The sequence below is a fragment of the Plantibacter sp. ME-Dv--P-122b genome, from assembly GCF_030209375.1.
GTDB lineage: Bacteria > Actinomycetota > Actinomycetes > Actinomycetales > Microbacteriaceae > Plantibacter.
The window spans coordinates 166,463-188,906 of sequence record NZ_JARVSC010000003.1 but is presented as its reverse complement, the minus strand read 5'-3'; the positions used below and the strand labels follow the sequence as shown (position 1 = coordinate 188,906).

Annotated in this window: 23 protein-coding genes; 16 read left to right on the top strand and 7 right to left on the bottom strand. The window is 67.9% G+C overall.

Features of this window, described 5'->3' with window-relative positions; genetic code table 11:
- Positions 1-27: 27 nt before the first annotated feature.
- From QRN19_RS05675 to QRN19_RS05620, 12 genes are all read left to right on the top strand, one after another.
- Entirely contained in the window at positions 28-696 is a 669-nt protein-coding gene (locus tag QRN19_RS05675; protein WP_285025781.1) for an L-threonylcarbamoyladenylate synthase, read from the top strand.
- Complete coding sequence (locus QRN19_RS05670) at positions 693-1,958, top strand: MraY family glycosyltransferase (RefSeq protein WP_285025780.1); 1,266 nt, start codon at positions 693-695, stop codon at positions 1,956-1,958. Before QRN19_RS05675 ends, QRN19_RS05670 begins: the two co-directional genes overlap by 4 nt.
- Positions 1,955-2,440, top strand: coding sequence for a Cg1360 family ATP-synthase-associated protein (locus QRN19_RS05665; protein ID WP_085513235.1), 486 nt, complete (start codon positions 1,955-1,957; stop codon positions 2,438-2,440). Before QRN19_RS05670 ends, QRN19_RS05665 begins: the two co-directional genes overlap by 4 nt.
- Positions 2,441-2,714: 274 nt before the next feature.
- Complete coding sequence (gene atpB / locus QRN19_RS05660) at positions 2,715-3,494, top strand: F0F1 ATP synthase subunit A (RefSeq protein WP_175117868.1); 780 nt, start codon at positions 2,715-2,717, stop codon at positions 3,492-3,494.
- 46 nt (positions 3,495-3,540) lie between these two features.
- Positions 3,541-3,774: an ATP synthase F0 subunit C gene (atpE, locus tag QRN19_RS05655; RefSeq protein ID WP_064295310.1), complete on the top strand. Its 234-nt coding sequence runs from the start codon at positions 3,541-3,543 to the stop codon at positions 3,772-3,774.
- 30 nt (positions 3,775-3,804) lie between these two features.
- Positions 3,805-4,356, top strand: coding sequence for a F0F1 ATP synthase subunit B (locus QRN19_RS05650; protein ID WP_064295311.1), 552 nt, complete (start codon positions 3,805-3,807; stop codon positions 4,354-4,356).
- Entirely contained in the window at positions 4,356-5,153 is a 798-nt protein-coding gene (locus QRN19_RS05645) for a F0F1 ATP synthase subunit delta (protein WP_285025779.1), read from the top strand. The genes QRN19_RS05650 and QRN19_RS05645 overlap by 1 nt, the downstream gene beginning before the upstream one ends.
- A gap of 109 nt (positions 5,154-5,262) precedes the next feature.
- Complete coding sequence (atpA, locus tag QRN19_RS05640) at positions 5,263-6,891, top strand: F0F1 ATP synthase subunit alpha (protein WP_071262368.1); 1,629 nt, start codon at positions 5,263-5,265, stop codon at positions 6,889-6,891.
- A 3-nt stretch (positions 6,892-6,894) separates the two neighbouring features.
- On the top strand, positions 6,895-7,788 hold the full coding sequence (locus tag QRN19_RS05635) for a F0F1 ATP synthase subunit gamma (protein WP_064295314.1): 894 nt from the start codon (positions 6,895-6,897) through the stop codon (positions 7,786-7,788).
- A 47-nt stretch (positions 7,789-7,835) separates the two neighbouring features.
- Positions 7,836-9,302 (top strand): F0F1 ATP synthase subunit beta, encoded by a 1,467-nt coding sequence (gene atpD / locus QRN19_RS05630; RefSeq protein ID WP_064295315.1) that lies wholly within the window; start codon positions 7,836-7,838, stop codon positions 9,300-9,302.
- 2 nt (positions 9,303-9,304) lie between these two features.
- Entirely contained in the window at positions 9,305-9,580 is a 276-nt protein-coding gene (locus QRN19_RS05625) for a F0F1 ATP synthase subunit epsilon (protein ID WP_064295316.1), read from the top strand.
- A gap of 4 nt (positions 9,581-9,584) precedes the next feature.
- Positions 9,585-10,346: a YaaA family protein gene (locus tag QRN19_RS05620; RefSeq protein ID WP_285025778.1), complete on the top strand. Its 762-nt coding sequence runs from the start codon at positions 9,585-9,587 to the stop codon at positions 10,344-10,346.
- 10 nt (positions 10,347-10,356) lie between these two features.
- On the opposite strand, the gene QRN19_RS05615 is transcribed toward QRN19_RS05620, so the two are convergent.
- Positions 10,357-10,944, bottom strand: coding sequence for a DNA-3-methyladenine glycosylase I (locus QRN19_RS05615; protein ID WP_285025777.1), 588 nt, complete (start codon positions 10,942-10,944; stop codon positions 10,357-10,359).
- Positions 10,941-11,489: a methylated-DNA--[protein]-cysteine S-methyltransferase gene (locus QRN19_RS05610; protein WP_285025776.1), complete on the bottom strand. Its 549-nt coding sequence runs from the start codon at positions 11,487-11,489 to the stop codon at positions 10,941-10,943. The genes QRN19_RS05615 and QRN19_RS05610 overlap by 4 nt, the downstream gene beginning before the upstream one ends.
- A 108-nt stretch (positions 11,490-11,597) precedes the next feature.
- On the opposite strand from QRN19_RS05610, the gene QRN19_RS05605 reads away from it, so the two are divergent.
- Positions 11,598-12,566 carry an aldo/keto reductase gene (locus tag QRN19_RS05605; RefSeq protein ID WP_285025775.1) on the top strand — a complete coding sequence of 323 codons (969 nt, stop codon included), beginning with the start codon at positions 11,598-11,600 and terminating at the stop codon, positions 12,564-12,566.
- A gap of 9 nt (positions 12,567-12,575) precedes the next feature.
- Here QRN19_RS05605 and QRN19_RS05600 read toward each other — a convergent pair whose 3' ends face one another.
- A complete protein-coding gene (locus tag QRN19_RS05600) occupies positions 12,576-14,342 on the bottom strand; it encodes a BCCT family transporter (protein ID WP_502928031.1) in 1,767 nt (588 codons plus the stop codon).
- 263 nt (positions 14,343-14,605) lie between these two features.
- Between QRN19_RS05600 and QRN19_RS05595 the strand changes: the two genes are divergently transcribed.
- Together QRN19_RS05595 and QRN19_RS05590 are read left to right on the top strand one after the other, a co-directional pair.
- On the top strand, positions 14,606-15,667 hold the full coding sequence (locus QRN19_RS05595) for a glycoside hydrolase family 6 protein (protein ID WP_285025774.1): 1,062 nt from the start codon (positions 14,606-14,608) through the stop codon (positions 15,665-15,667).
- 55 nt (positions 15,668-15,722) lie between these two features.
- Complete coding sequence (locus QRN19_RS05590) at positions 15,723-16,700, top strand: response regulator transcription factor (RefSeq protein ID WP_350224026.1); 978 nt, start codon at positions 15,723-15,725, stop codon at positions 16,698-16,700.
- A 63-nt stretch (positions 16,701-16,763) separates the two neighbouring features.
- Here QRN19_RS05590 and QRN19_RS05585 read toward each other — a convergent pair whose 3' ends face one another.
- Positions 16,764-17,141, bottom strand: a complete 378-nt coding sequence (locus QRN19_RS05585) for a hypothetical protein (RefSeq protein ID WP_285025773.1) — start codon at positions 17,139-17,141, stop codon at positions 16,764-16,766.
- Positions 17,138-18,634 (bottom strand): glycosyltransferase family 2 protein, encoded by a 1,497-nt coding sequence (locus QRN19_RS05580; protein ID WP_285025772.1) that lies wholly within the window; start codon positions 18,632-18,634, stop codon positions 17,138-17,140. The genes QRN19_RS05585 and QRN19_RS05580 overlap by 4 nt, the downstream gene beginning before the upstream one ends.
- Before the next feature lie 199 nt (positions 18,635-18,833).
- On the opposite strand from QRN19_RS05580, the gene QRN19_RS05575 reads away from it, so the two are divergent.
- Complete coding sequence (locus QRN19_RS05575) at positions 18,834-19,472, top strand: hypothetical protein (RefSeq protein ID WP_285025771.1); 639 nt, start codon at positions 18,834-18,836, stop codon at positions 19,470-19,472.
- A 19-nt stretch (positions 19,473-19,491) separates the two neighbouring features.
- Here the strand turns inward: QRN19_RS05575 and QRN19_RS05570 are convergent, their stop codons facing one another.
- Together QRN19_RS05570 and QRN19_RS05565 are read right to left on the bottom strand one after the other, a co-directional pair.
- Positions 19,492-20,664 (bottom strand): diguanylate cyclase domain-containing protein, encoded by a 1,173-nt coding sequence (locus QRN19_RS05570; RefSeq protein ID WP_285025770.1) that lies wholly within the window; start codon positions 20,662-20,664, stop codon positions 19,492-19,494.
- The gene (locus QRN19_RS05565) at positions 20,661-22,253 is read right to left on the bottom strand and encodes an ATP-binding protein (protein WP_285025769.1); all 1,593 of its coding nucleotides are present in this window, start codon (positions 22,251-22,253) and stop codon (positions 20,661-20,663) included. Before QRN19_RS05565 ends, QRN19_RS05570 begins: the two co-directional genes overlap by 4 nt.
- Positions 22,254-22,444 lie beyond the last annotated feature (191 nt).

The following is a 22,444-nucleotide window of genomic DNA, read 5'->3' as shown; positions in this document are numbered from 1 at the left end:
CGGCCCCGTTCAGCCAGGACCCACCACATGCCGCAGACCTTCGATTGCCAGGATCACGCGCAGCTGCTCGCCGGGATGCGCCTGGCACGGACGGCCCTGGCCCGGGGTGAGCTGGTCGTACTCCCGACCGACACGGTCTACGGGGTGGCCGCCGACGCGTTCTCGCCGGCCGCGGTGCAGCGCCTGCTCGACGCGAAGGGACGGACCCGGCAGTCACCGCCGCCCGTCCTCGTCTCCGGTGTGAACACGCTCGAGGCCTTGGCGGCGTCCGTCCCCGATGCCGTGCACCGGCTGGTCGAGGCGTTCTGGCCCGGGGGCCTGACCATCGTGCTCGAGGCCCAGCCCTCGCTCGCCTGGGACCTCGGCGAGACCGCGGGCACGGTCGCGCTCCGGATGCCGTCGAACCCGGTGACCCTCGAACTCCTGCAGGACACCGGCCCGCTCGCGGTCTCCTCGGCGAACCTCACCGGCCGACCGGCCGCCACGTCCGCCGCTGCCGCGCTCGAGATGCTCGGCGATTCGGTCGCGGTCTACCTCGACGGCGGCGAGAGCGGCGAGCAGTCGTCGACGATCATCGACGCGACCCGACTCGGCACGGCCGACGAACGGATCGTCGTCCTGCGCGACGGAGCCGTCTCCCGGGAGGCGATCCGCGACGTGGTGGGCGATCTGCTCCCCGAGCCGCGCGAACCATGAACCAGTTCTCCGGGTACCTCATCGTGCTCGTCGTGAGCGCGGGCATCACCTTCGGCTTCGCCCACCTCGCGCGGCGGGTCGGCGTGAAGTACGGCCTCCACCCGCCGATCCGCGAACGGGACGTCCATCAGACGCCGACGCCGCGTCTCGGCGGGGTCGCGATGTTCATCGGCATCCTGGTCGCGTTCGGCGTGGCCTGGCAGCTGCCGTTCTTCGACCTCGTGTTCGCCGATCCGGAGCCGGTGCTGGCGATCCTCGGTGCCGCCCTGTTCATCGTCGGGATCGGCGTCGCCGACGACCTCTGGGACCTCGACTGGATGATCAAGCTCGCCGCGCAGTTCATGGCGGCAGGGCTCGTCGCCTGGCTCGGTGTGCAGATCTACTCCTTGCCCATCGGTGGCCTGACGGTCGGCTCGTCGTGGGTGTCCTTCTCGATGACGGTCTTCGCCATCGTGCTCGTGATGAACGCGATCAACTTCGTCGACGGGCTCGACGGGCTGGTCGCCGGTGTCGCCGTCATCGCGAACACCGTGTTCTTCGTCTACACCCAGCTGCTCGTGACCTCCACCGGGGCGAGCGACTACTTCAACCTCGCTTCGCTGATCGCCGCGATCCTCGTCGGTGCGTGCCTCGGCTTCCTCCCGCTCAACTGGCACCCCGCCCGGCTGTTCATGGGCGACGCCGGTGCCCTGCTCGTCGGGCTGCTCATGGCGACCTCCGCAGCCGCCGTGACCGGCCAGGTCGACCCGGCCGCCCTCGGCCGCACGCAACTGTTGCCCGCGTTCATCCCCATCCTGCTGCCGTTCGCCATCCTGGTCGTGCCGCTCGCCGACTTCGTCCTGGCGGTCCTCCGTCGTCTCCGCGCCGGCAAGTCGCCGTTCAGCGCCGACCGGATGCACCTCCACCACCGGCTGCTCGACCTCGGTCACAGCCAGGTGCACGCGGTCCTCATCTTCTACGGCTGGACCGTCGTCATCTCCGTCGGATGCCTGGCGTTCTTCGCGGCCCCGACGTGGGTGGCCGTGCTCTTCGTGTCCGTGGGCGTCGTCACCTGCACGGTGTTCACCCTCCTGCCGATCGGTCGCCGGAGGCGGGCCGACCGGCTCGCGCAGCGCGTGACTGCCGGCGCGGAGGGGGCTCCCGGGTCGGCGCTGTACGATCGGCTCGACGAGGCCTCCGGGCAGCGCGACCCCGAGGCGCCCGTGAGCGGCGACACCCTCGACACCCTCGACTCTCTCGCCAAGAAGGACCAGCATCCATGACTCCTCCCGCCCAGGCCGGCTCGCACGCGAGTGCCAACCGGGTCTTCCGCACGGCACTCCGGTACAGCGCGCTCCTCGCCCTCGTGATCGCCGTCGTCGGGGGAGTGGTCGGTTGGAGCGTCGACGGCTCCCGCGGGCTGACGAGTGCGCTCATCGGCACCGCGATGGCGCTCGTGTTCCTCGGCATCACCTCGGTGAGCATCCTCTTCGCCAACCGCTGGTCCGGCCAGGAGTTCTTCGTCGGCATCCTGTTCGGGGTGGTGATGGGCAGCTGGCTCGTGAAGTTCGTCATCTTCCTCGTCCTGGGCTTCATCCTGAAGGACCAACCCTGGGTCAACGCACCGATCCTGTTCGGGAGCGTCATCGTCGGTGTCGTCGGTTCGCTCGTGATCGACGCCGTCGTGGCGGCGAAGGTGCGGGTGCCCTACGTCTCGGACGACATCCTCCCGAAGGCATCGCCGCAGGACTCCGACCAAGGCTGACGCGGCAAACGCATCTCGCCGCGCGGCAGCATGCCGGAACCGGTATCCGGGCCGCAGTCGAGGTCGCGGCTCGGAATATAGCCGTGGAATACCACCCCTGGGTTCGTCGGGGCCGGGTTTCCTTGCTAGACTCGTCAACGAATCCTCCCACTAGCACCGCTTCGGCGTGCGGCGAGGAGACATCCCCCCTGTTCGTCGCCGCGAGAGCTCTGCTCCACGCCCCCGAAACTGGAGATACGTGCTGTTCGCTAACGCCGTGCACCTGATCGCACCGATGGCCGCCGAAGATGGCGAGTTCCACGGTCCGTCGATCGACGAGTTCTTCCCCGACATCATCCTCTTCGAGGGCACGCCCTTCGCGATCAACCGGGTCATCCTGATCCGGTTCATCGCGGTGATCGCGCTCCTCCTGTTCTTCTGGTTGTCGACGCGCAAGATGCGTCTCGTCCCCGGCCGTGCGCAGAGCCTCGCCGAGATGGGGCTCGGCTTCGTCCGCGTCAACATCGCGGAAGACCTGCTCGGCAAGAAGGACGGCCTCCGGTTCCTGCCGATCCTGACGACCATCTTCTTCATGGTCCTCGCGATGAACCTGACGGGCATCATCCCGGGACTCAACCTGGCCGGCACCTCGGTCATCGGTGTCCCGCTGGTGCTCGCGCTGGTGTCCTACGTCACCTTCATCTACGCCGGTATCAAGAAGAGCCCGGGCAAGTTCTTCAAGAACTCCCTCTTCCCCTCCGGGGTGCCGTGGCCGGTGTACATCATCGTCACGCCGATCGAGCTCATCTCGACCTTCGTCATCCGCCCGCTCACGCTGACGCTCCGACTCCTCATGAACATGATCGTCGGGCACCTGCTGCTCGTCCTGTTCTTCGCGGCGACGCAGTTCTTCATCGTGAACCTCGGTGGATGGTTCGCCCTCATGGGTGTCGGCACGCTGGCCTTCGGCCTCGTGTTCACCCTCTTCGAACTCCTGGTCGCAGTCCTCCAGGCCTACGTCTTCACCCTCCTCACCGCGGTCTACATCCAGCTCGCGGTCGCAGAAGAGCACTAATCGAGCCGGGCACCCGCCAGGTCTCACCCAACGGAAGGAAACAAACGTGGACGCAACTACCGTTCTCGCCGCCCTTGAAGGAAACATCGCGACGGTCGGTTACGGTCTCGCAGCCATCGGCCCCGCCATCGGCGTGGGTATCGTCGTCGGCAAGACGATCGAAGGCACCGCGCGTCAGCCCGAACTGGGTGGTCGTCTCCAGGTCCTCATGTGGATCGGTATCGCCTTCACCGAGGCGCTCGCCTTCATCGGCATCGCGACCTACTTCATCTTCGTCTAAGCCCCCTTTCACATCTCCGAAGGAGGCAAGATGTTTGATGCAGTGATCATCGCTGCTGAAGAGGGCGCTCCGACGAACCCTCTCATCCCAGCGGTCTACGACATCGTCTGGTCTGCCGTCGTCTTCATCATCATCCTCGGCTTCTTCTGGAAGCTGGTCCTGCCCAAGGTGCAGAAGCTCCTCGACGACCGCGCAGCGGCCATCGAGGGCAACATCGCCAAGGCCGATGAAGCGCAGAAGCAGGCCGAAGCGGCGCTCGAGCAGTACAACGCTCAGCTCGCCGAAGCCCGTCAGGAAGCCGGCCGCATCCGCGAGCAGGCTCGTGTCGAGGGTCAGACGATCCTCGCCGAGCTCAAGGAGCAGGCCACGGTCGAGGCCGCTCGCGTCACCGCGAGCGCTCAGGCACAGATCGAAGCCGAGCGTCAGGCGGCCGTCGTGTCGCTGCGTGCCGAGGTCGGCACGCTCGCGCTCGACCTCGCCAGTGGCGTCATCGGCGAGACGCTGAACGACGACGCGAAGGCCACGGCGGTCGTCGACCGGTTCCTCGCGGACCTCGAGGCGTCGGAGAAGGCAGCCAAGTAATGGGAAGCGCGACCAGAGAAGCACTCGCCTCGTCGAAGGAGGCCCTCGCCGCCCTCGGCGCCGGGGCCGATCTGGCCACCGCGGACGGACTGTTCGCAGCTGGCCGGGCCATCGGCGGCTCGAGCCACCTGAGCGCAGCGCTCAGCGACCCTGCAGCCGACGCCGGTGCCAAGCGCACCGTCGTCGAGCGGATCTTCGGCACCCAGCTGAACGCTCAGGCGCTCGGCCTGCTGCAGACCGTCGTCTCCGGCCGCTGGTCCAGCGAGGCCGACCTGCTCGCAGGCATCGAGGAGCTCGGCCTCCGGGCCGCTTCGATCTCCGCGGGCGCGCAGGGCGACATCGAGGCCGAGCTGTTCGAGTTCGGGAAGCTCGTGTCGAGCAATCACGAGCTCGAACTCGCGCTCAGCAGCAAGCTCGGTTCGTCCGCTGCGAAGGGTGCCCTCGCGGCGTCCCTCCTCGCGGGCAAGGCGAGCCCGCAGACCGTCAGCATCGTCGGTCAGCTCGTGCAGCAGCCGCGAGACCGTCGGATCGGAGAACTCCTCCGGTACGCATCAGGCATCGTCGCCGACCAGCAGGGCCTCGCGGTCGCCACGGTCACGGCAGCCGCACCGATCGAGGCGTCGCAGCTGCAGCGCCTCGAGCGCCACCTCGCCACGGCCTACGGCCGTCAGGTGAAGATCAACCAGGTGATCGACCCCGCCGTCGTCGGTGGACTGCGCGTGCAGCTCGGGGACGACGTCATCGACGGCAGCCTCGCTGCCCGACTGAACGACCTCCGTCTGCAACTGGCCGGATAACGGCCCGTGCAGCGCGGGGACCGGCCCGACGGTCTCCACAACTCAAGACGTTGATCCTGACGGATCGCACCTCTCGGAACCCCCGGGTTCCACAACCAAAAGGAACATGATGGCAGAACTCACGATCAGCCCAGACGAGATCCGGGATGCTCTCAAGGACTTCGTCAAGGCCTACGAGCCCGGCACCGCCGCGGCCACCGAGGTCGGACGCGTGATCGATGCCGCTGACGGCATCGCCCACGTCGAGGGCCTCCCGGGCGCCATGGCGAACGAGCTCCTCCGCTTCGCGAACGGCACCCTCGGCCTCGCGCTCAACCTCGACGAGCACGAGATCGGCGTCGTCGTCCTCGGTGAGTTCGACGAGATCGTCGAAGGCATGGACGTCACCCGCACGGGCGAGGTCCTCTCGGTCCCCGTCGGCGACGGTTACCTCGGCCGTGTCGTCGACACGCTCGGCAACCCGATCGACGGCCTCGGCGAGATCGCCAGCACCGGGCGCCGCGCGCTGGAGCTCCAGGCTCCCGGCGTCATGCAGCGCAAGTCGGTGCACGAGCCGCTCCAGACCGGCATCAAGGCGATCGACGCCATGATCCCCGTCGGCCGCGGCCAGCGTCAGCTGATCATCGGTGACCGCCAGACCGGCAAGACCGCGATCGCGATCGACACCATCATCAACCAGAAGGCCAACTGGGAGTCGGGCGACGTCAACAAGCAGGTCCGCTGCATCTACGTCGCCATCGGCCAGAAGGGCTCGACCATCGCCTCCGTCAAGGGTGCGCTGGAAGAGGCCGGCGCGCTCGAGTACACGACGATCGTCGCCTCGCCTGCGTCCGACCCGGCCGGCTTCAAGTACCTCGCTCCGTACACCGGTTCGGCCATCGGCCAGCACTGGATGTACGAGGGCAAGCACGTCCTGATCATCTTCGACGACCTGTCGAAGCAGGCCGAGGCCTACCGTGCCGTCTCCCTCCTCCTCCGTCGTCCGCCGGGACGCGAGGCCTACCCGGGTGACGTCTTCTACCTCCACTCCCGTCTGCTGGAGCGTTGCGCGAAGCTGTCCGACGAGCTCGGCGCCGGTTCGATGACGGGTCTGCCGATCATCGAGACCAAGGCGAACGACGTCTCGGCGTACATCCCGACCAACGTGATCTCGATCACCGACGGCCAGATCTTCCTGCAGTCCGACCTCTTCAACTCGAACCAGCGCCCAGCGGTCGACGTCGGTATCTCCGTCTCGCGCGTCGGCGGTGACGCTCAGGTGAAGAGCATCAAGAAGGTCTCCGGAACGCTGAAGCTCGAGCTCGCGCAGTACCGCTCGCTCGAGGCGTTCGCGATGTTCGCATCCGACCTCGACGCGGCCAGCCGCCGTCAGCTCGCCCGTGGCGCCCGCCTCACCGAGCTGCTCAAGCAGCCGCAGTACTCGCCGTACCCCGTCGAGGAGCAGGTCGTCTCGATCTGGGCCGGAACCAAGGGCAAGCTGGACGACGTCCCGGTGGAGGACGTCCTCCGGTTCGAGCGCGAGCTGCTCGACTACCTGGGTCGGAACACCGAGGTCCTCACCACGCTGCGCGACACGAACGTGCTCGACGACGACACCGTCTCGAAGCTCGATGCCGCTGTCGACCAGTTCAAGCTCGAGTTCCAGACGGGCGAGGGCGCTGCCCTCGGTTCGGAGCAGGTCGAGGAGCTCCCGGTTGAAGACGTCAACCAGGAGAAGATCGTGAAGGGTCGCCGCTAGTCCATGGGCGCTCAACTCCGGGTCTACACGCAGAAGATCAAGTCTGCGCAGACGACCAAGAAGATCACGAAGGCGATGGAGCTCATCGCCGCGTCGCGCATCCAGAAGGCGCAGGCGCGGGTGGCGGCATCCGGACCCTATTCTCGTGCGATCACTCGTGCCGTGTCCGCCGTCGCGACGTACTCCAACGTCGACCACGTGCTCACGACCGAGCCGGAGAAGGTTGAGCGGGCTGCGGTCGTCGTGTTCGCATCCGACCGAGGCCTCGCCGGCGCCTTCAACTCGCAGGTCCTCCGAGAGGCCGCCGAGCTGACCGAGCTCCTGCGCAGCCAGGGCAAGGACGTCACGCATTACCTCGTGGGCCGCAAGGCCGTCGCCTACTTCACGTTCCGACGGATGCAGGCTGCAGGGGAGTGGGTCGGCAACACGGAGAACCCCGACTTCGCCACGGCGCAGGAGATCAGCGAGTCCATCCTCAAGGCGTTCCTCACGGACGCCTCCGAGGGTGGCGTCGACGAGATCCACATCGTCTACAACCGCCTCGTGAGCATGATGACGCAGACCCCCGAGGTCGTCCGTCTCCTGCCGCTCGAGGTCGTCGAAGGCGTCGAGGAGCCCACCGACACCGCTGTGCTGCCGCTGTACGAGTTCGAGCCGGATGCGGAGAGCGTGCTCGATGCACTGCTCCCGAACTACATCGAGAGCCGGATCTTCAACGCGCTGTTGCAGTCCTCCGCCGCGAAGCACGCCGCGACGCAGAAGGCGATGAAGTCGGCCAGCGACAACGCCGACAAGCTCATCACCGACTACACCCGCCTCCGCAACAACGCGAGGCAGGCCGAGATCACCCAGCAGATTTCCGAAATCGTTGGCGGCGCAGACGCGCTCTCGTCCTAGTCATCGCAACACGCACACGTATCTGTAGAGACAGAGAAGAGAAGAACATGACTCCCACCGCAACTGCCGAGCAGGGCGCTGCAGAGGTGAAGGCCGGCGCCGTCGGCCGCATCTCCCGCGTCACCGGCCCGGTCGTCGACATCGAGTTCCCGCACGACGCGATCCCGGGCATCTACAACGCCCTGAAGACCAGCGTCGTGATCGGCGAGCAGACGATGGTCCTCACGCTCGAGGTCGCGCAGCACCTCGGCGACGACCTCGTGCGCGCCATCGCCCTGAACCCGACGGACGGCCTCGTCCGCGGCCAGGAGGTCACCGACACCGGCTCGCCCATCTCGGTGCCCGTCGGCGACGTCACCAAGGGTAAGGTCTTCAACGTCATCGGCGAGGTGCTCAACGCTGAGCCCGGTGAGCAGATCGAGATCACCGAGCGCTGGCCGATCCACCGTCAGCCGCCGTCGTTCGACCAGCTCGAGTCGAAGACGCAGCTGTTCGAGACCGGCATCAAGGTCATCGACCTCCTGACGCCGTACGTCCTCGGTGGCAAGATCGGTCTCTTCGGTGGTGCCGGTGTCGGTAAGACCGTCCTCATCCAGGAGATGATCCAGCGCGTCGCGCAGGACCACGGTGGTGTGTCGGTGTTCGCCGGTGTCGGCGAGCGCACCCGTGAGGGCAACGACCTCATCCACGAGATGGAGGAGGCGGGGGTCTTCGAGAAGACGGCCCTCGTGTTCGGCCAGATGGACGAGCCGCCGGGAACGCGTCTCCGCGTCGCCCTCTCCGCGCTGACGATGGCGGAGTACTTCCGCGACGTCCAGAAGCAGGACGTGCTGCTCTTCATCGACAACATCTTCCGCTTCACCCAGGCCGGTTCCGAGGTGTCGACCCTGCTCGGTCGCATGCCGTCCGCCGTGGGCTACCAGCCGAACCTCGCCGATGAGATGGGCCTCCTCCAGGAGCGCATCACCTCGACGCGTGGTCACTCGATCACCTCGCTGCAGGCGATCTACGTCCCCGCCGACGACTACACCGACCCGGCTCCGGCGACGACCTTCGCGCACCTCGACGCGACGACCGAGCTCTCCCGTGAGATCGCGTCGAAGGGTCTGTACCCGGCCGTCGACCCGCTGACCTCGACGAGCCGTATCCTCGACCCCCGCTACCTGGGTGCCGACCACTACCGCGTCGCAACCACGGTCAAGCAGATCCTCCAGAAGAACAAGGAACTGCAGGAGATCATCGCCATCCTCGGTGTCGACGAGCTCTCCGAGGAGGACAAGATCACGGTGTCGCGTGCGCGCCGGATCCAGCAGTTCCTCTCGCAGAACACCTACATGGCGAAGAAGTTCACCGGTGTCGAGGGTTCGACCGTTCCGCTCAAGGAGACGATCGAGTCGTTCGACGCCATCGCCAAGGGCGAGTTCGACCACGTGGCCGAGCAGGCCTTCTTCAACGTCGGGGCCATCTCCGACGTCGAAGAGAAGTGGGCTCAGATCCAGAAGGAGAACGGCTAGTCATGGCCTCCGCTCCTCTGACCGTGAGCGTCGTCGCGGCCGACCACGAAGTGTGGTCGGGCCCGGCGCGCCAGCTGATCGCGAAGACCGTCGACGGCGAGATCGGAATCCTGCCCGGCCACGAGCCGATGCTGGCCATCCTCGCCGCCGGTGAGGTCCGTGTCACGCTCGAAGACGGTTCGAAGATCGTCGCGAACGCTGAAGACGGCTTCCTGTCGGTCGAGAACAACACCGTCACCGTCGTGGCCGGCAACGCCACGCTCGTGACCAGCTCCTGATTCGGTGCTGATCCTCCTTCCCCCTTCGGAGACGAAGCGGGACGGCGGCGACGGACGAGCCCTGGACATCGCTCTGCTGCGGTTTCCAGGGCTCTCCTCGTCCCGGAACGATTGCCTAGGCGCCCTGGTGTCGCTCGCTGCTGACGAGGCTGCCACGGTGAAGGCCCTCAAGCTCGGCCCCAAGCAGCTCGGCGAGGTCCAGCGCAACCGTGTGGCTGCGACATCCCCGACGATGGCGGCGGTCGACCGGTACACGGGGGTGCTGTACGACGCGCTTGATGCAGCCACGCTCCCAGCGGATGCGCGAGGCTTCGCCGCAGAGCACCTGGCCGTGCACTCGGCGTTACTCGGCCCGGTCGGCGCGCTCGATCCCATTCCGGCGTATCGGCTCTCCCACGACTCCAGGCTCCCTGGGTTCGTCCTGAAACGTCACTGGGCGGGACCGGTCGCCCGCGAGCTCGACGCGGTCCCGGGTGTCCTGCTGGACCTGCGTTCGGAAGGGTATGCCGCGCTCGGACCGCTGCCGGACCGCGTCGGTGCCGTCTACCTCCGGGTGCTCACGGTCGGCGACGATGGCCGACGCCGGGCGCTCAACCACTTCAACAAGCAGGGCAAAGGCCGGTTCACCCGCGCGCTGCTGGAGGCCGGTGTCGACCACCCTGATGTCGAGTCGTTGCTCGATTGGGCACGATCGACGGGATGGGTGCTCGATGTCCACGCCCGGGCCGACGACGGTCGGGTGACCGAGCTCGCCCTCGTCGTCTGACCGCGGCGGATCAGGGAGCGCTCTCGGAACGCCAGCAGCCGACGAGGTGGTCGTCGACGAGGCCTCCGGACTGCATGAGGGCGTACATCGTCGTCGGGCCGACGAACCGGTAGCCGCGCTTCCGCAGGTGGGCGCTGAGGGCGGTGGATTCCGGGGTCACCGCAGGGACCTCGGTCCACTCGGCGAACCGTGCGGGCCGTGGCGGGGGAGCGAAGCTCCAGAGGAGCTCATCCAGGTCGTCGCCCAGATCGAGGGCGGTGCGGGCGTTGCCGATGACCGCGTTGATCTTCCCGCGGTGCCGGATGATCCGGGCGTCCTCGAGGAGACTCTCGACATCCGCCTCCGTCATGGCTGCGACGGCGTCGAGGTCGAAGCCGTGGAACCGTTCGCGGAAGGCCGGCCGCTTTCGGAGGATCGTGATCCAGGAGAGCCCGGCCTGGAACCCTTCAAGACTGATCTTCTCGAAGACCTGACGCTGTCCGTGGAGCGGCACGCCCCACTCCTCGTCGTGGTAGCGCTGGTACTCCGCGTCCGTCCCAGCCCAGGAGCAGCGGGTCAGGCCGTCGGCGCCGACGATGGTGGGCGAGGCTGGGCTCATCGGCGGTACGGGATCCCTTCGTGGTCGAGGAGCCAGCGTTTGGTGGCCGGTCCGTCCCCGACAGAATAGCCCGTCACGATCCGTCCGGTTCCGAGGACGCGATGGCAGGGGATGAGGAGCGCGATGGCGTTGGCCCTGACCGCCTGACCGGCTGCCCGACCGCCCTGTGGGGCTCCGGCCGCGGCCGCAAGGGCGCCGTACCCGGTGGAGTCGCCGAACGGCACCTCGGCGAGCGCCGACCAGACCGCCTGTTGGAACGGTGTGCCGGTCGTGACGATCGGGAGGTCGAACACGGTGCGTCGTCCGCGGAAGTACTCGTCGATCTGCTCGGCAGCGTCGAGGAGCACCGTGGTGGGTCGTTCGTCCGCCCCGTCGAGCGGGAGTCGCCCGTGGCGCTCGAAACGCACCGCTGAGACCGCATCGTCGATGGAGCGGAGTTCGATCCGCCCCACCGGCGTCGGCATCCGGAGGAAACGCTCGGCGGCCGGATCGGCGGCGGAGGAGGAGGGGAGCGAGGGATCGGTAGCGGTGAGGTGTGTGGTCATCCACCGAGCGTAGGAAGCCCGTGATCGGCGCGATGCGTCACGCGGGCGTGGCTGCGACGTCGGGGCCTGACGGGTGCCTGTGGAGGACGGTCGGACTAGCCTGGATGCATGTCTGATCTCAGCTATCGCCCACTTGGTCGCAGCGGCCTCCTCGTTTCAGCGGTCGGCATCGGCTGCAACAACTTCGGCCGCGAGGGCACGGTCACCGAGACCCTGGACGGCACGCGAGCCGTCGTCGACGCGGCCATCGACGCCGGCGTCACCCTCTTCGACACCGCCGACATCTACGGCCGGGAGTACGGGCTGAGCGAACGGCTCCTCGGTCAGGCGATCGCCGGACGACGGGATGAGATCGTGCTCGCGACCAAGTTCGGCCACGTGGACTACGAGAGCCCGATCCCGAACTGGGGTGCCAAAGGCTCCCGTCGCTATGTACGGCTCGCCGTCGAGGGTTCGCTCCGCCGCCTGGGCACGGATTGGATCGACCTGTACCAATTGCACACCCCCGACCCGTTCACGCCCATCGAGGAGACGATCGCGGCCCTGGACGAGCTCGTCCACGAGGGGAAGATCCGCTACGCCGGCCACTCGAACTTCGCCGGCTGGCAGCTGACCGAGGCGGACTGGGCGGCTCGCACGGCAGGCCACCCCGCCTTCATCTCGGCCCAGAACGAGTACAGCCTGCTCGTCCGCGGCGCGGAGCGCGAGCTGTTCCCGGCCATGCGCGCCGCCGGCGTCGGCTTCCTCCCGTACTTCCCGCTCTACAACGGCCTGTTCACGGGGAAGTTCTCCCGCGACGGCGGGCCGGCGGACAGCCGCATCATGCGCCAGCGCAAGCACCTGCTCGACACGGCGCCCTGGGACGCGATCGAGGCCTACCAGGCCTTCTGCGACGAGCGTGGGATCACCATGCTCGAGGCGACCTTCGGTTGGTTGCTCGCCCAGGACGGGCTCACGAGTGTCATCGCGGGCGCGACCACTCCGGAACAGATCCGCGCGAACGCCGCGGCCGGTTCGGCATGGTCGCCGACCGCCGAGGAAGCGGCCTGGATCTCGGACCGCTTCCCCGTCGGTTGAGCCGCCCGGTCAGTCCTTCGAGCGGGGCTGCTTCGGGTCCTGCTGCTGCGGGTCAGCGGACACGGCCGATGATCCGGGGGTGTCCGGGGACGCGAGCTGCCGGAGGTCGAGCTGGGCGGTCATCGTACCGAAGTGCTCCGTGACCTGCTCCGAGACCTGATCGGACAGCTGTTCGCTCACGTCGGCTGAGACGCTCTCGGTGAGCTCGGCGGCGAACAGACGGCGCTTCGCTCGCTGCTCCCGTCGCACCTCGATGCCGAAGGCCTTGAACGAGGAGACGCACATGAGGATGATCACGACGCTGAAGGGCAGCGCGGTGATGATGGCCGCCGTCTGCATCGAAGCGAGACCGCCCGCGATGAGCAGCGAGATGGCCAGGAGGCTCGTCACGAGTGCCCAGGCGATCCGGACCCGGTTCCGTGGCTCCGTCCCACCGGTCGTGAGCATGCCCATCACGAGCGATCCCGAGTCGGCCGAGGTCACGAAGAACAGGAGGATGAGCAGCAGGGCGCCGACGGTCGCGATCGATCCACCGGGGAGGCCGGCGAGCATGTTGAACAGGGCGGTGTTGAGGTCGACGGGACCGTCCGCCCCGCTGAAGTCACGGCCCTCCAACGACTGCATGATGGCGGTGCCGCCGAGCACGGCGAACCAGAGGAAGGTCACGAGGGTCGGGACGAGGAGGACGCCGAGCACGAACTGCCGCACGGTGCGCCCCTTCGAGATGCGGGCGATGAAGACGCCGACGAAGGGTGCCCACGACATCCACCAGCCCCAGTAGAAGGTCGTCCACGAGGACTGCCAGGCCTCGCCGGCAGCACCCTGGTACGCGGAGACGTTGAAGGTGAGTCCGACCACGTTCTGGAGGTACGCGCCCATCGACTGCACCCACTCACGCAGGAGGAACAGCGTCGGGCCGGCGAACAGGACGAAGAACAGGAGGAGCCCGGCGAGGATGAGGTTGGTGTTCGAGAGCCACTTCATGCCCTTGTGCACGCCGGAGACGAGGGAGAAGATCGTGACGCCGGTGATCACGAGGATGAGGACGACCTGGGTGAGGATGTTCGGCTCGGCGATGCCCGTGTAGCCGAGTCCTGCGGAGATCTGCAGCACGCCGAGCCCGAGTGAGGTCGCGACGCCGAAGACGGTGCCGATGACGGCGATGGTGTCGATCGCGTTGCCCCAGCCGCCCTGCACGCGCTTGCCGAGGAGTGGTTCGATCGCCCAGCGGATCGACATCGGCCGTCCCTTCCGGTGCACGGCGTAGGCCAACGCGACGCCGACGACCGCATAGATCGACCAGGCGTGGAGGCCCCAGTGCAGGTACGTCTGACTCATCGCCTGTTGAGCGAGGGACTGCTGGGACCCCGTCACGCCGGGACGCGGCTCGAGGAAGTGCGTCAGCGGTTCACCGACGCCGTAGAAGACGAGCCCGATGCCCATGCCGGCCGCGAAGAGCATGGAGAACCAGGACAGGAGCGAGAACTCCGGTTCGTCGTCGTCCTTGCCGAGCTTGATGTCGCCGAACTTCGACACGGCGAAGACGATCGCCACGATGACGAAGGCCGCGACGAGGAGGACGTAGTACCACCCGAGGCTCCCGATGATGCCGGATTGGATCGAGCCGAAGACGGACTCGGCCTGCTTCGGGAGCAGGATCGAGAACAGCGCCACGCCGAGGATGACGACGAGGGATGGCCCGAGCACCCACGGGATGACCTTCGCTGGCGCACCGCCGGCGGCCGCGTCGGAGGTGGGGATGGTCTTCGTGCTCACGTGTGCGCTCCTCGGGCCCTGGAGCGACCCTGCGTCGCTCCGATCATCAAGGGTAGGGAGCCGCGGCGATCCGGACAACGTTGCGGAGCGGGCCGTGGTGTGCAGTCCCAGTGGCGTGTCGCTGGCGGAGCTCGGCGCGTCCCCGGGCCGTCAGGGCGGCCACTGAGCGAACACGTCCCCCACTCGGGGCACGGATTCACGGGAATCGGCACCGTGGTGGGACATTGTCGGGCACAATTGCGGATGACCATGCAGGAGGATCCGTGCCGAGAACGCCCCGCGACCGACGACGTACCCGGACGGCCGTCGCCCTCGGCGTCGTCGCCGTCCTCCTCGCCGGCGGTGCGCTCGCGGTGTCCCTCGTGAGCCGCGTCCCGAACGCCGCCGCAGGCCCGTTCGACGGGGCGCAGTTGTACGTCGATCCGTCCTCGCTGGCCGCTCGCGCCGCCGCGGCCGATCAGGTCGCCACGACCGAGGAACCGTCGAGCTCCGCCACGACCGGGACGAGCGGTGGGTCCGACGGTGACCCGACGGACGTCGCCGACCAACTCGCGGCAGCGTCACGGCTCGCAGCGGAGCCGACGGCGATCTGGCTCGTCCCGGAGCGGTATCCCATGAACACGGTGCAGGACACCGTCTCCGAGATCGTCCGGTCAGCCGAACGCGCTGGCTCCATGCCGGTCTTCACGGTCTACGGCATCCCGGAGCGGGATTGCGGCAACCAGTCGGCGGGTGGGTTGTCGAGTGACGAGTACCAGGACTGGGTCGCCGAGATCGTCGCCGCCGTCGCGGATCACCGCGTCGCCGTCGTCCTCGAACCGGACGCCGTCGCGCTCGCGCCGGACTGCGGTGACCGCACCGCGCGGATGCGGCAACTGGCAGCCGCGACCGAGCAGTTCGCGGACGCATCAGTCCCCGTGTACCTCGACGGCGGGCATTCCGATTGGCGACCGCCCGCCGAGATGGCCGAACTGCTCCGGGAGGCCGGTGTGGCCGACGCCACGGGCTTCGCCACCAACGTCTCCAACTACAACACGACCGAGGACGAGATCGCCTATGCGGAGGAACTGAGCGGCCTCCTCGACGGCGCCCATTACGTGATCGACACCTCTCGGAACGGTAGTGGCTCGAACGGCGAGTGGTGCAACCCGTCCGGCCGGACGGTGGGGCAGCAGCCCCTCACCGCGCAGGCCGAACACCTCGACGCGAACCTCTGGGTGAAAGCCCCCGGCGAGAGCGACGGAGCGTGCAACGGTGGCCCCCTTGCTGGGGTATGGTGGCCGGAGCAGGCCGTGCAACTGGCCAAGGGATTCAGCGCGTGGTGAGTCGGGAACGGCCACATCCGGCACGTCGCTGACGGGTGGAACGGGTAGGGGCATCGTGACCGAAGAGCTGAGCGAACGTCGGACCGCGGTCGTCATCGAAGACGACGCGGACATCCGCCAACTGCTCGAGACCGTCCTCGAGCAGGCCGGCTTCGAGACGGTGTCCGCGGCGAACGGTCTCGACGGCGTCGAGGCCGTCCGGACGCACAACCCCCTCGTCACGACACTCGACGTCAGCATGCCGGGTATCGACGGCTTCGAAGCGGCCAAGCGCATCCGCGCCATCAGCTCCACCTACATCGTCATGCTCACCGCCCGGGGCGACGAGATCGACACCCTGCAGGGGCTCGACTCCGGCGCCGACGACTACATGACCAAGCCCTTCCGCCCGCGCGAACTCCGTGCCCGCATCGAGGCGATGCTCCGTCGGCCTCGCGCGAACGGTGATGCTCCCGCCGTCGCGGCGGCGGCACCGGCACAACCGGCTCCGACCGCGGCCGCGCCGGCTCCCGTCGCCCAGGTCGCGCCGGCCCAGGGCGCTCAGGTCACGCAGGCCCAGGTCGCCGCGCCGCCGCTGCAGCAGCAGGTGTCCTCGCCCGAACCCACGATCGTCCACGAGACCGTCGCCCGTCATGTCGCACCCGTCGGTCAGTCGGTCGTCCCGATCATCATGCAGCCTGCCGCCGCAGCGCCCGACGACGGCGAGGGGTGGCTCGTCCACCGCGGTCTGAAGCTCAGCTCGGCGACCCGCATCGTCGAGGTCGACGGCACCGAGGTGGACCTCACGCGGAGCGAATTCGACCTGTTGCAGGCACTGATGGAGTCCCGCCGGCGAGTGCGCAGCAAGGCGGACCTCGCGCTCATGCTCCGCGGCGAGAGTTACATCACGGCCTACTACGTCAGTGAAGCCGACAAGCGTGCGATCGAGGTGCATCTCGCAAACCTGCGACGGAAGCTCGCGGACAGCACGGTGGCGCCGCGGTTCATCGAGACGGTGCGCGGTGTCGGCTACCGCATGACCTCCGACGACTGAGACCGCCGCGATCCTCACCGCGACGGAGCCTCACCGACGACGGACGACGCCAGGTGCCCGGGCTCAGGATTCCGCCGCGTCCGCCGCGTCGAGTTCGAGGAGCCGTTCGCAGCTGCGACGGCCGACCTCATGGAGGGCGGCGTGGATCTCGCGTGCGCGATCGAGTCGCCCCAGCTCGATCGCCCGGAGCCCGGCACTCGCGAGCCCGGCCACCCCGATCACGCCGAGCATGACGCTGGAGGAGCGCATGCTCAGGAGGACGACCTTGGACTCGTCGGTGTCGTGGGCGTCGAGCGCCGCTCCCAGACGCGCCAGACGGGTGGGCCACATCTCGACGTACGTCTGGACGAACCGACGACGACTGCGCAGGTCGCCCGAGAGTTCTCGGAGCAACCTGCGCAGTTCCTCGGCGTCGACCGTGCCCTGGTCGGGGGAGGTCACACCCGGTAGCCGCGCTGACGACGGATGAGCTTGCCGAACATGCTGAGTGTCTGCAGCACGGTGATGACGCCGAGGACCGGCCAGCCCGCCCAGAGGATCGTGGACTGGACGACGGGGGAGAGCTGGGTCCAGGCGGCGACGATCGCGATGATGGCGGCGAGGACGAACAGGAGTGGCGCGAGGTGCGCGTTGCCCGAGCCTCGTTCGGCCTTCGCCTGCTCGGCCCAGTTGTCGACCTTCTTGTTCGAGGCGAACTTCGACCAAGCGCGGATGAAGTGCCCCATACGGATCCACATGTAGAACTCGGCCGGGAAGATGAGGACCGCGAAGAGGATGTCGCGCACGTTCCGCTTCTTCATCGACAGCGCGATACGCAGGTTGAGGAGGATCGCGATCAGCGGTGGGATGAGCCACACCGGGCTGAACACGAACGCGTGGATCGACAGCGAACCGGCGAGCAGCACGACGAAGAGGATGCGCGTGACCATGTTGAGGAGCATCTCCGCGTTCTCGAGCCACCGCAGTCGGAGGTTCGGGTGGAGCGGCTGCCCCTTGGTGTCTCCGCGCTGGCCGGGCCACATGAGCTCGATCGCACCGTAGTTCCACTTGACCTGCTGGGCGTCGAGCGACCGGACGGTGGTCATCCCGCCGACGTCGGCGCGGGCGCGGGCGCTGATCTTCGTGAGGTAGCCGGCGCTCTTGATCTGCAGCGACAGGAGCGAGTCCTCCACCTCGGAGTCCTTCACCCACGGGGTGGACTGGTGGTTCTGCTCCATGGCGTCGCGCAGGGCCTGGACGGAGAAGATCGAGTATTGACCGCCGAGCACGGCCATGTTGCGGCCGCGGAGCATGTTCTGCATGTTGAACGCGGCGAACTGCGTGCGCTGGCCGGCGATGAGGAACGCCGGTACGAGCTGCCTCTTGAACGGCTCGTCGTCGATCGAGAAGATCGCGGAGATGCCGCCGATGCGACTGTCCGAGACGATCTCGGCTTCGAGCGACTCGATCGCGGTCGGATCGGCGACCGTGTCACCGTCGACACCGAGCAGGTAGTCGTAGCCTTCGACGAGCGTGAAGCCGTAGTTGAGCGCGCCCACCTTCTTGTCGGGGTTCTTCCCGATGTCGTGGATGAACACCTCGGTGAACTGCTCGTAGCCGTCCTCGTCGACCCGGGAGTGCGGGCCGGCGTACGGCGCGGCGACGTCGACCGACCGGTCCGTGGTGTTGTTGATGACCACGTGGATCACGTCGGGCATCCGCGTCTGCTCGAGGAGGGACGCGAGCACTGCCGGCAGCGACTCCTCCTCGTTGTAGGCGGGGATGATGCACCCGATGGTCGCGCGGTACTCGGGGAGCGAGTTGACCGAGTCGATGAATTCGTTGGCGTACGCTTCAAGTTCGGGCGCGAGAAGCGGCTGCGTCTGAATGTACCGAGGGTCAGGCTGCTGGGCGTTGGGCCGAGAGCTGTCCGGTCGCGCTTCGAGTTCTGACATCAGGGGTCCTGTTCCGAGTGGGTGAGGTGCAGCGGGTCGCGCTGTAGTTGCAACTCTGCCGCGTCAGGCGCGGCTTTCGCGCGCGAATGCGATAGCGTCGGCTCAGGATTTCCTCAAGATTCGCGCTGGCCCCAGTTCGTGGGTCATGCGGACCCTCGAGGGTCACGCGATCATCCCTCCGACACCCGCCAGGAGCCTCATGTCGAACCACCCCAGCCAGGTCCGGAACGGGCACGTCCGGCACGCTCTCCAAGCCGCGACCGCCGCCGCGCTCGTCCTCGGGCTGAGCGCCTGCGGCACGCCTCCGTGGGAGGAACCGGGCGCGCAGCCGACCAGCTCGCCGCGCGTGTCGAAGACGCCAAGGCCGACGGTGAGTGCGATCACCAACGAACTCGCGAGCGGGAGTGCCAAGCACACGCTGACGGCCGGTGCGGCGACCCTCACCGTCGATTACTGGTCCACGCTGTCGATGGATGCGTGGACCGCCGACGTCAACAAGCCGGTGAGCTTCTCCCTCAGCGGTGTGCTCAACCCCGACGATCTCCAGGCGCTCTACCTGTCGCGGGTGACGCTCACCACGACGGTCCACGGGCCGAAGGGTCAGCTGGAGTCGCCAGCGCCGTTCACCGACCAGTCGACGGTGGTTCCGGGGTACCTCATCAAGGCGCCGTACAGCTACAGCCAGACGTTCGTCCTGCCCGAGGTGGACAGCGCGGCGACCGGCGTCACCTTGACGATCACCTACGAGTTGCTGGTGCAGGCGACGCCGACGTCCGCCGAGTACGCGAAACAGACTGCGGTGGACACGCTCACCATCGCGATCGCCCCGCAGGCCTGACCGAGCTCGGTCCGATCCGTCAGCGGCCCGTCGGCGACGACGAGGCGAGGACCGTGCGGTTCCCGCCGGCCGCTGCGGCACGCAGGCTGGCGTCGCTGGCGGCACGCGTGAGGACGGCGACGTCGTACCCGAGGTAGTCGGTCAGAGCGATCCCGATGCTCGCCGTCGGGCGGAGGCGCGGCGTGGTCTCGACGGGGTGGTCGAGCAGGCCGTCCTGGATGCCCTTGGCCGCCTGGAGCGCGACGTCGGCGTCCACCGCGGGCGTCGCGATCAGGAGACACCCGGCGCCGTCCTCGCCGATGTCGGAGAGCGTCGGACCGTATCGACGGACCGAGGAGATGAACCCCTCGGCGACCTCGCTACTGAACGCCGCTCCGAACGCCGTCTTCATCTCGTCGAGGTCGTCGAGACGGATGTGGAGGATCGCGAGCTGCTCGTCGTGGAAGTTGGCCCGTTCCAGCCAGTCCTCGACGATGCGGACGAAGGACTCGTGGAGGAGGACGTCGTCACCCGTGTACGCGACGATGCTGCCGTGCCGGCGGCTCGCCGGTGCGGCCCGCTCTGCGCGCAGGACCGAGAGCACCACGGTCGCGACGATGAGGAGCGCGATGAGCAGTAACGAGGCGGCCACGGTCCCGAAGAGTGTCGTGAAGAGCGTGCCGTCCGGCCCCTCCACGAGGAGCGCGATCAGCCGAGCCGTGAAGAACGCGGACGCGATGCCGAGCACGATCGTGAAGCCGCGGGTGGTCGGGTTGTCCCGCATCGCACCGAGGAGCGTCTCGGCGGTGCCGAGGCCGGCGAAGAGGGCGATGCAGAGGAACGTCGCGGGCGCGCCCGCCCAGGGGCCACCCGAGGGCCCTGCGGCGAGCGCGGCGACGATCGTGACCCCCGTCCCGACGAGCGAGACCCAGAGCAGACTCGACTTGCCGTTGAAGAGCCGCGCGCCGGACCACAGGGCGGCGATGCTCAGCACGTAGCCGCCGTTCCCGGCGGCGATCGCCCACCAGGCTTCGTGGCTGAGCGCGCTGACGACGTAGGAGAAGCTGGTGAACATCCCGGCCATGTAGGACACGGACCACACCCGCCCGCTCGCGTCGTCCTTCCGCATGAAGGTGTTCACGATGAACGTGGCGCCGCAGACGAAGATCACGAGCGCGTTGATCACCGCGACGGTCTGGCTGTCGAAGGTCATTCGGTCCCGCCTCTCGGAATCCGGACGACCGCTGTCGTGCCCTCACCGAGGACACTGTGGAGGGTGAGGTCGCCGCCGTGCAAGCGGACGATGTCCCGACTGATCGCGAGGCCCAGGCCGCTGCCGTGCACCGTGGAGTTGCGGACGAGGTCGGAGCGGAAGAACCGCTCGAAGAGCTTCGGCTGATCCTCCTCGGAGATCCCGATGCCGGTGTCGCGCACGATGACCCAGGCGGTGTCGCCTTCAGCGGTGACACCGACGCTCAGTTCGCCGCCGTCCCGGTTGTACTTGATGCCGTTCGAGAGCAGGTTGTCGACCACCTGCCGGAGGCGGAACGGGTCGGCGAAGAGTGGCACGGCCTCCTCGTCGTGTCGCACGATCGTGATGCTCCGTTCGGCGGCCACGTGCGCCAACGATTCGACCGAGCGGTCGACGATCTCACGGAGCTCGCACTCGGTGCGTTCGAGCGCCATGGTCCGATTCACGTCGCGGGAGGCGGCGAGGATGTCCGCGATGAGTTCGAGGAGGCGATCACCGTTCGTCTGGGCGATCGTGAGCTGCTTCGCGACCCGCGGCGGGAGCCCTGGGTCGTCGAGGGCGAGGTCGAGGTACCCGAGGATCGACGTCAGCGGCGTCCGGAGCTCGTGCGAGACGGAGGCGACGAGGTCGTCCCTGGCGCGGATCGCGTTGATCTCGCTCGTGACGTTGCGCGAGACGAGGACCGTGCCGTCGTATCCGCCTTCGTGATCGTAGAGGCGGCGCGAGGTCAGGGCGAGGGCGATCCGTTCTGTGCCGGGGGCGCCGAGCCACACGGTGAGGTTCTCGAACTCCTCGCCACGGCGTGCGCGGATGTAGGGCTTGTCCTGCGGCTCGAGGAGGGTCAGTCCGTCCTCGGCCCACACCGGGAGTGCGGGATTGACGTCGGACAGCTCGCCGACCTCGTCCTGCAGCCGTGTCTGAAACCGGTTGACCATCGCCCGGGCACCGATGCGGTCGAAGCGGACGACGCCGAAGTTCACGGCGTTGAGGATCTCCGCGAGGCGGCTCTCCTGGTCCTGTGCGCGCCACAGGGCGGTCTCGAGCTGGCCGGCCTGCTTGTTCAGTAGGACGCGCTGCGCCTCCGTGCGCTTCGCCGTCATCGCGGTGGAGACGGCGACGAAGGCGAGGACCGTCGGCAGGATGACGAGCGCCGGCAGGTTGGCGATGGTGATCTGGCCCGGCGTCATCGCCAGGGTGGACCAGCTCGACGCACACACGAGCACGATGGCGGTGACGGCTCCGGCGAGCCCGAAGGCCGTCGCCATCCAGATGGTCGGGAAGACCCAGAGGAGTCCCGCGCCGATCAGCGGCTCGCCCTGCCGGATGAGCGCGATGGCGAGGATGTCGAGGATGGGGAGCACGATGAGCAGGCGTGGCACCTGGTGCCAGGGCACGATCGGTGCGAGTGCCGTGGCGATGAACGCCAGGATCACCCCGATGTAGAACAGGACGGAGTTGTCGTCGACGCCCTGGAACAGGAGCGTGGCGAAGAGGATCGCGACGACAGCCAGGCCGAAGAGCAGCTGTGGGAAGGCGCTGTAGCCGGTCATCCTGCCGACGCGTCGCGGGACCTCGACCGCGTGGGGCCCCGTTCTCGTGGGGCCGGTGTCCGCGAGACCGGGCGTGGAAGCGGTGTCATCCGACGTCGACGGAGCGGACGGGGGAGTCCGTTCTCCGTTCGGCTTCGCGGGCATGGGTTGAGCGTACCTCGGTCGGGGGTGGCGGAGCGTGTTACGAGGGG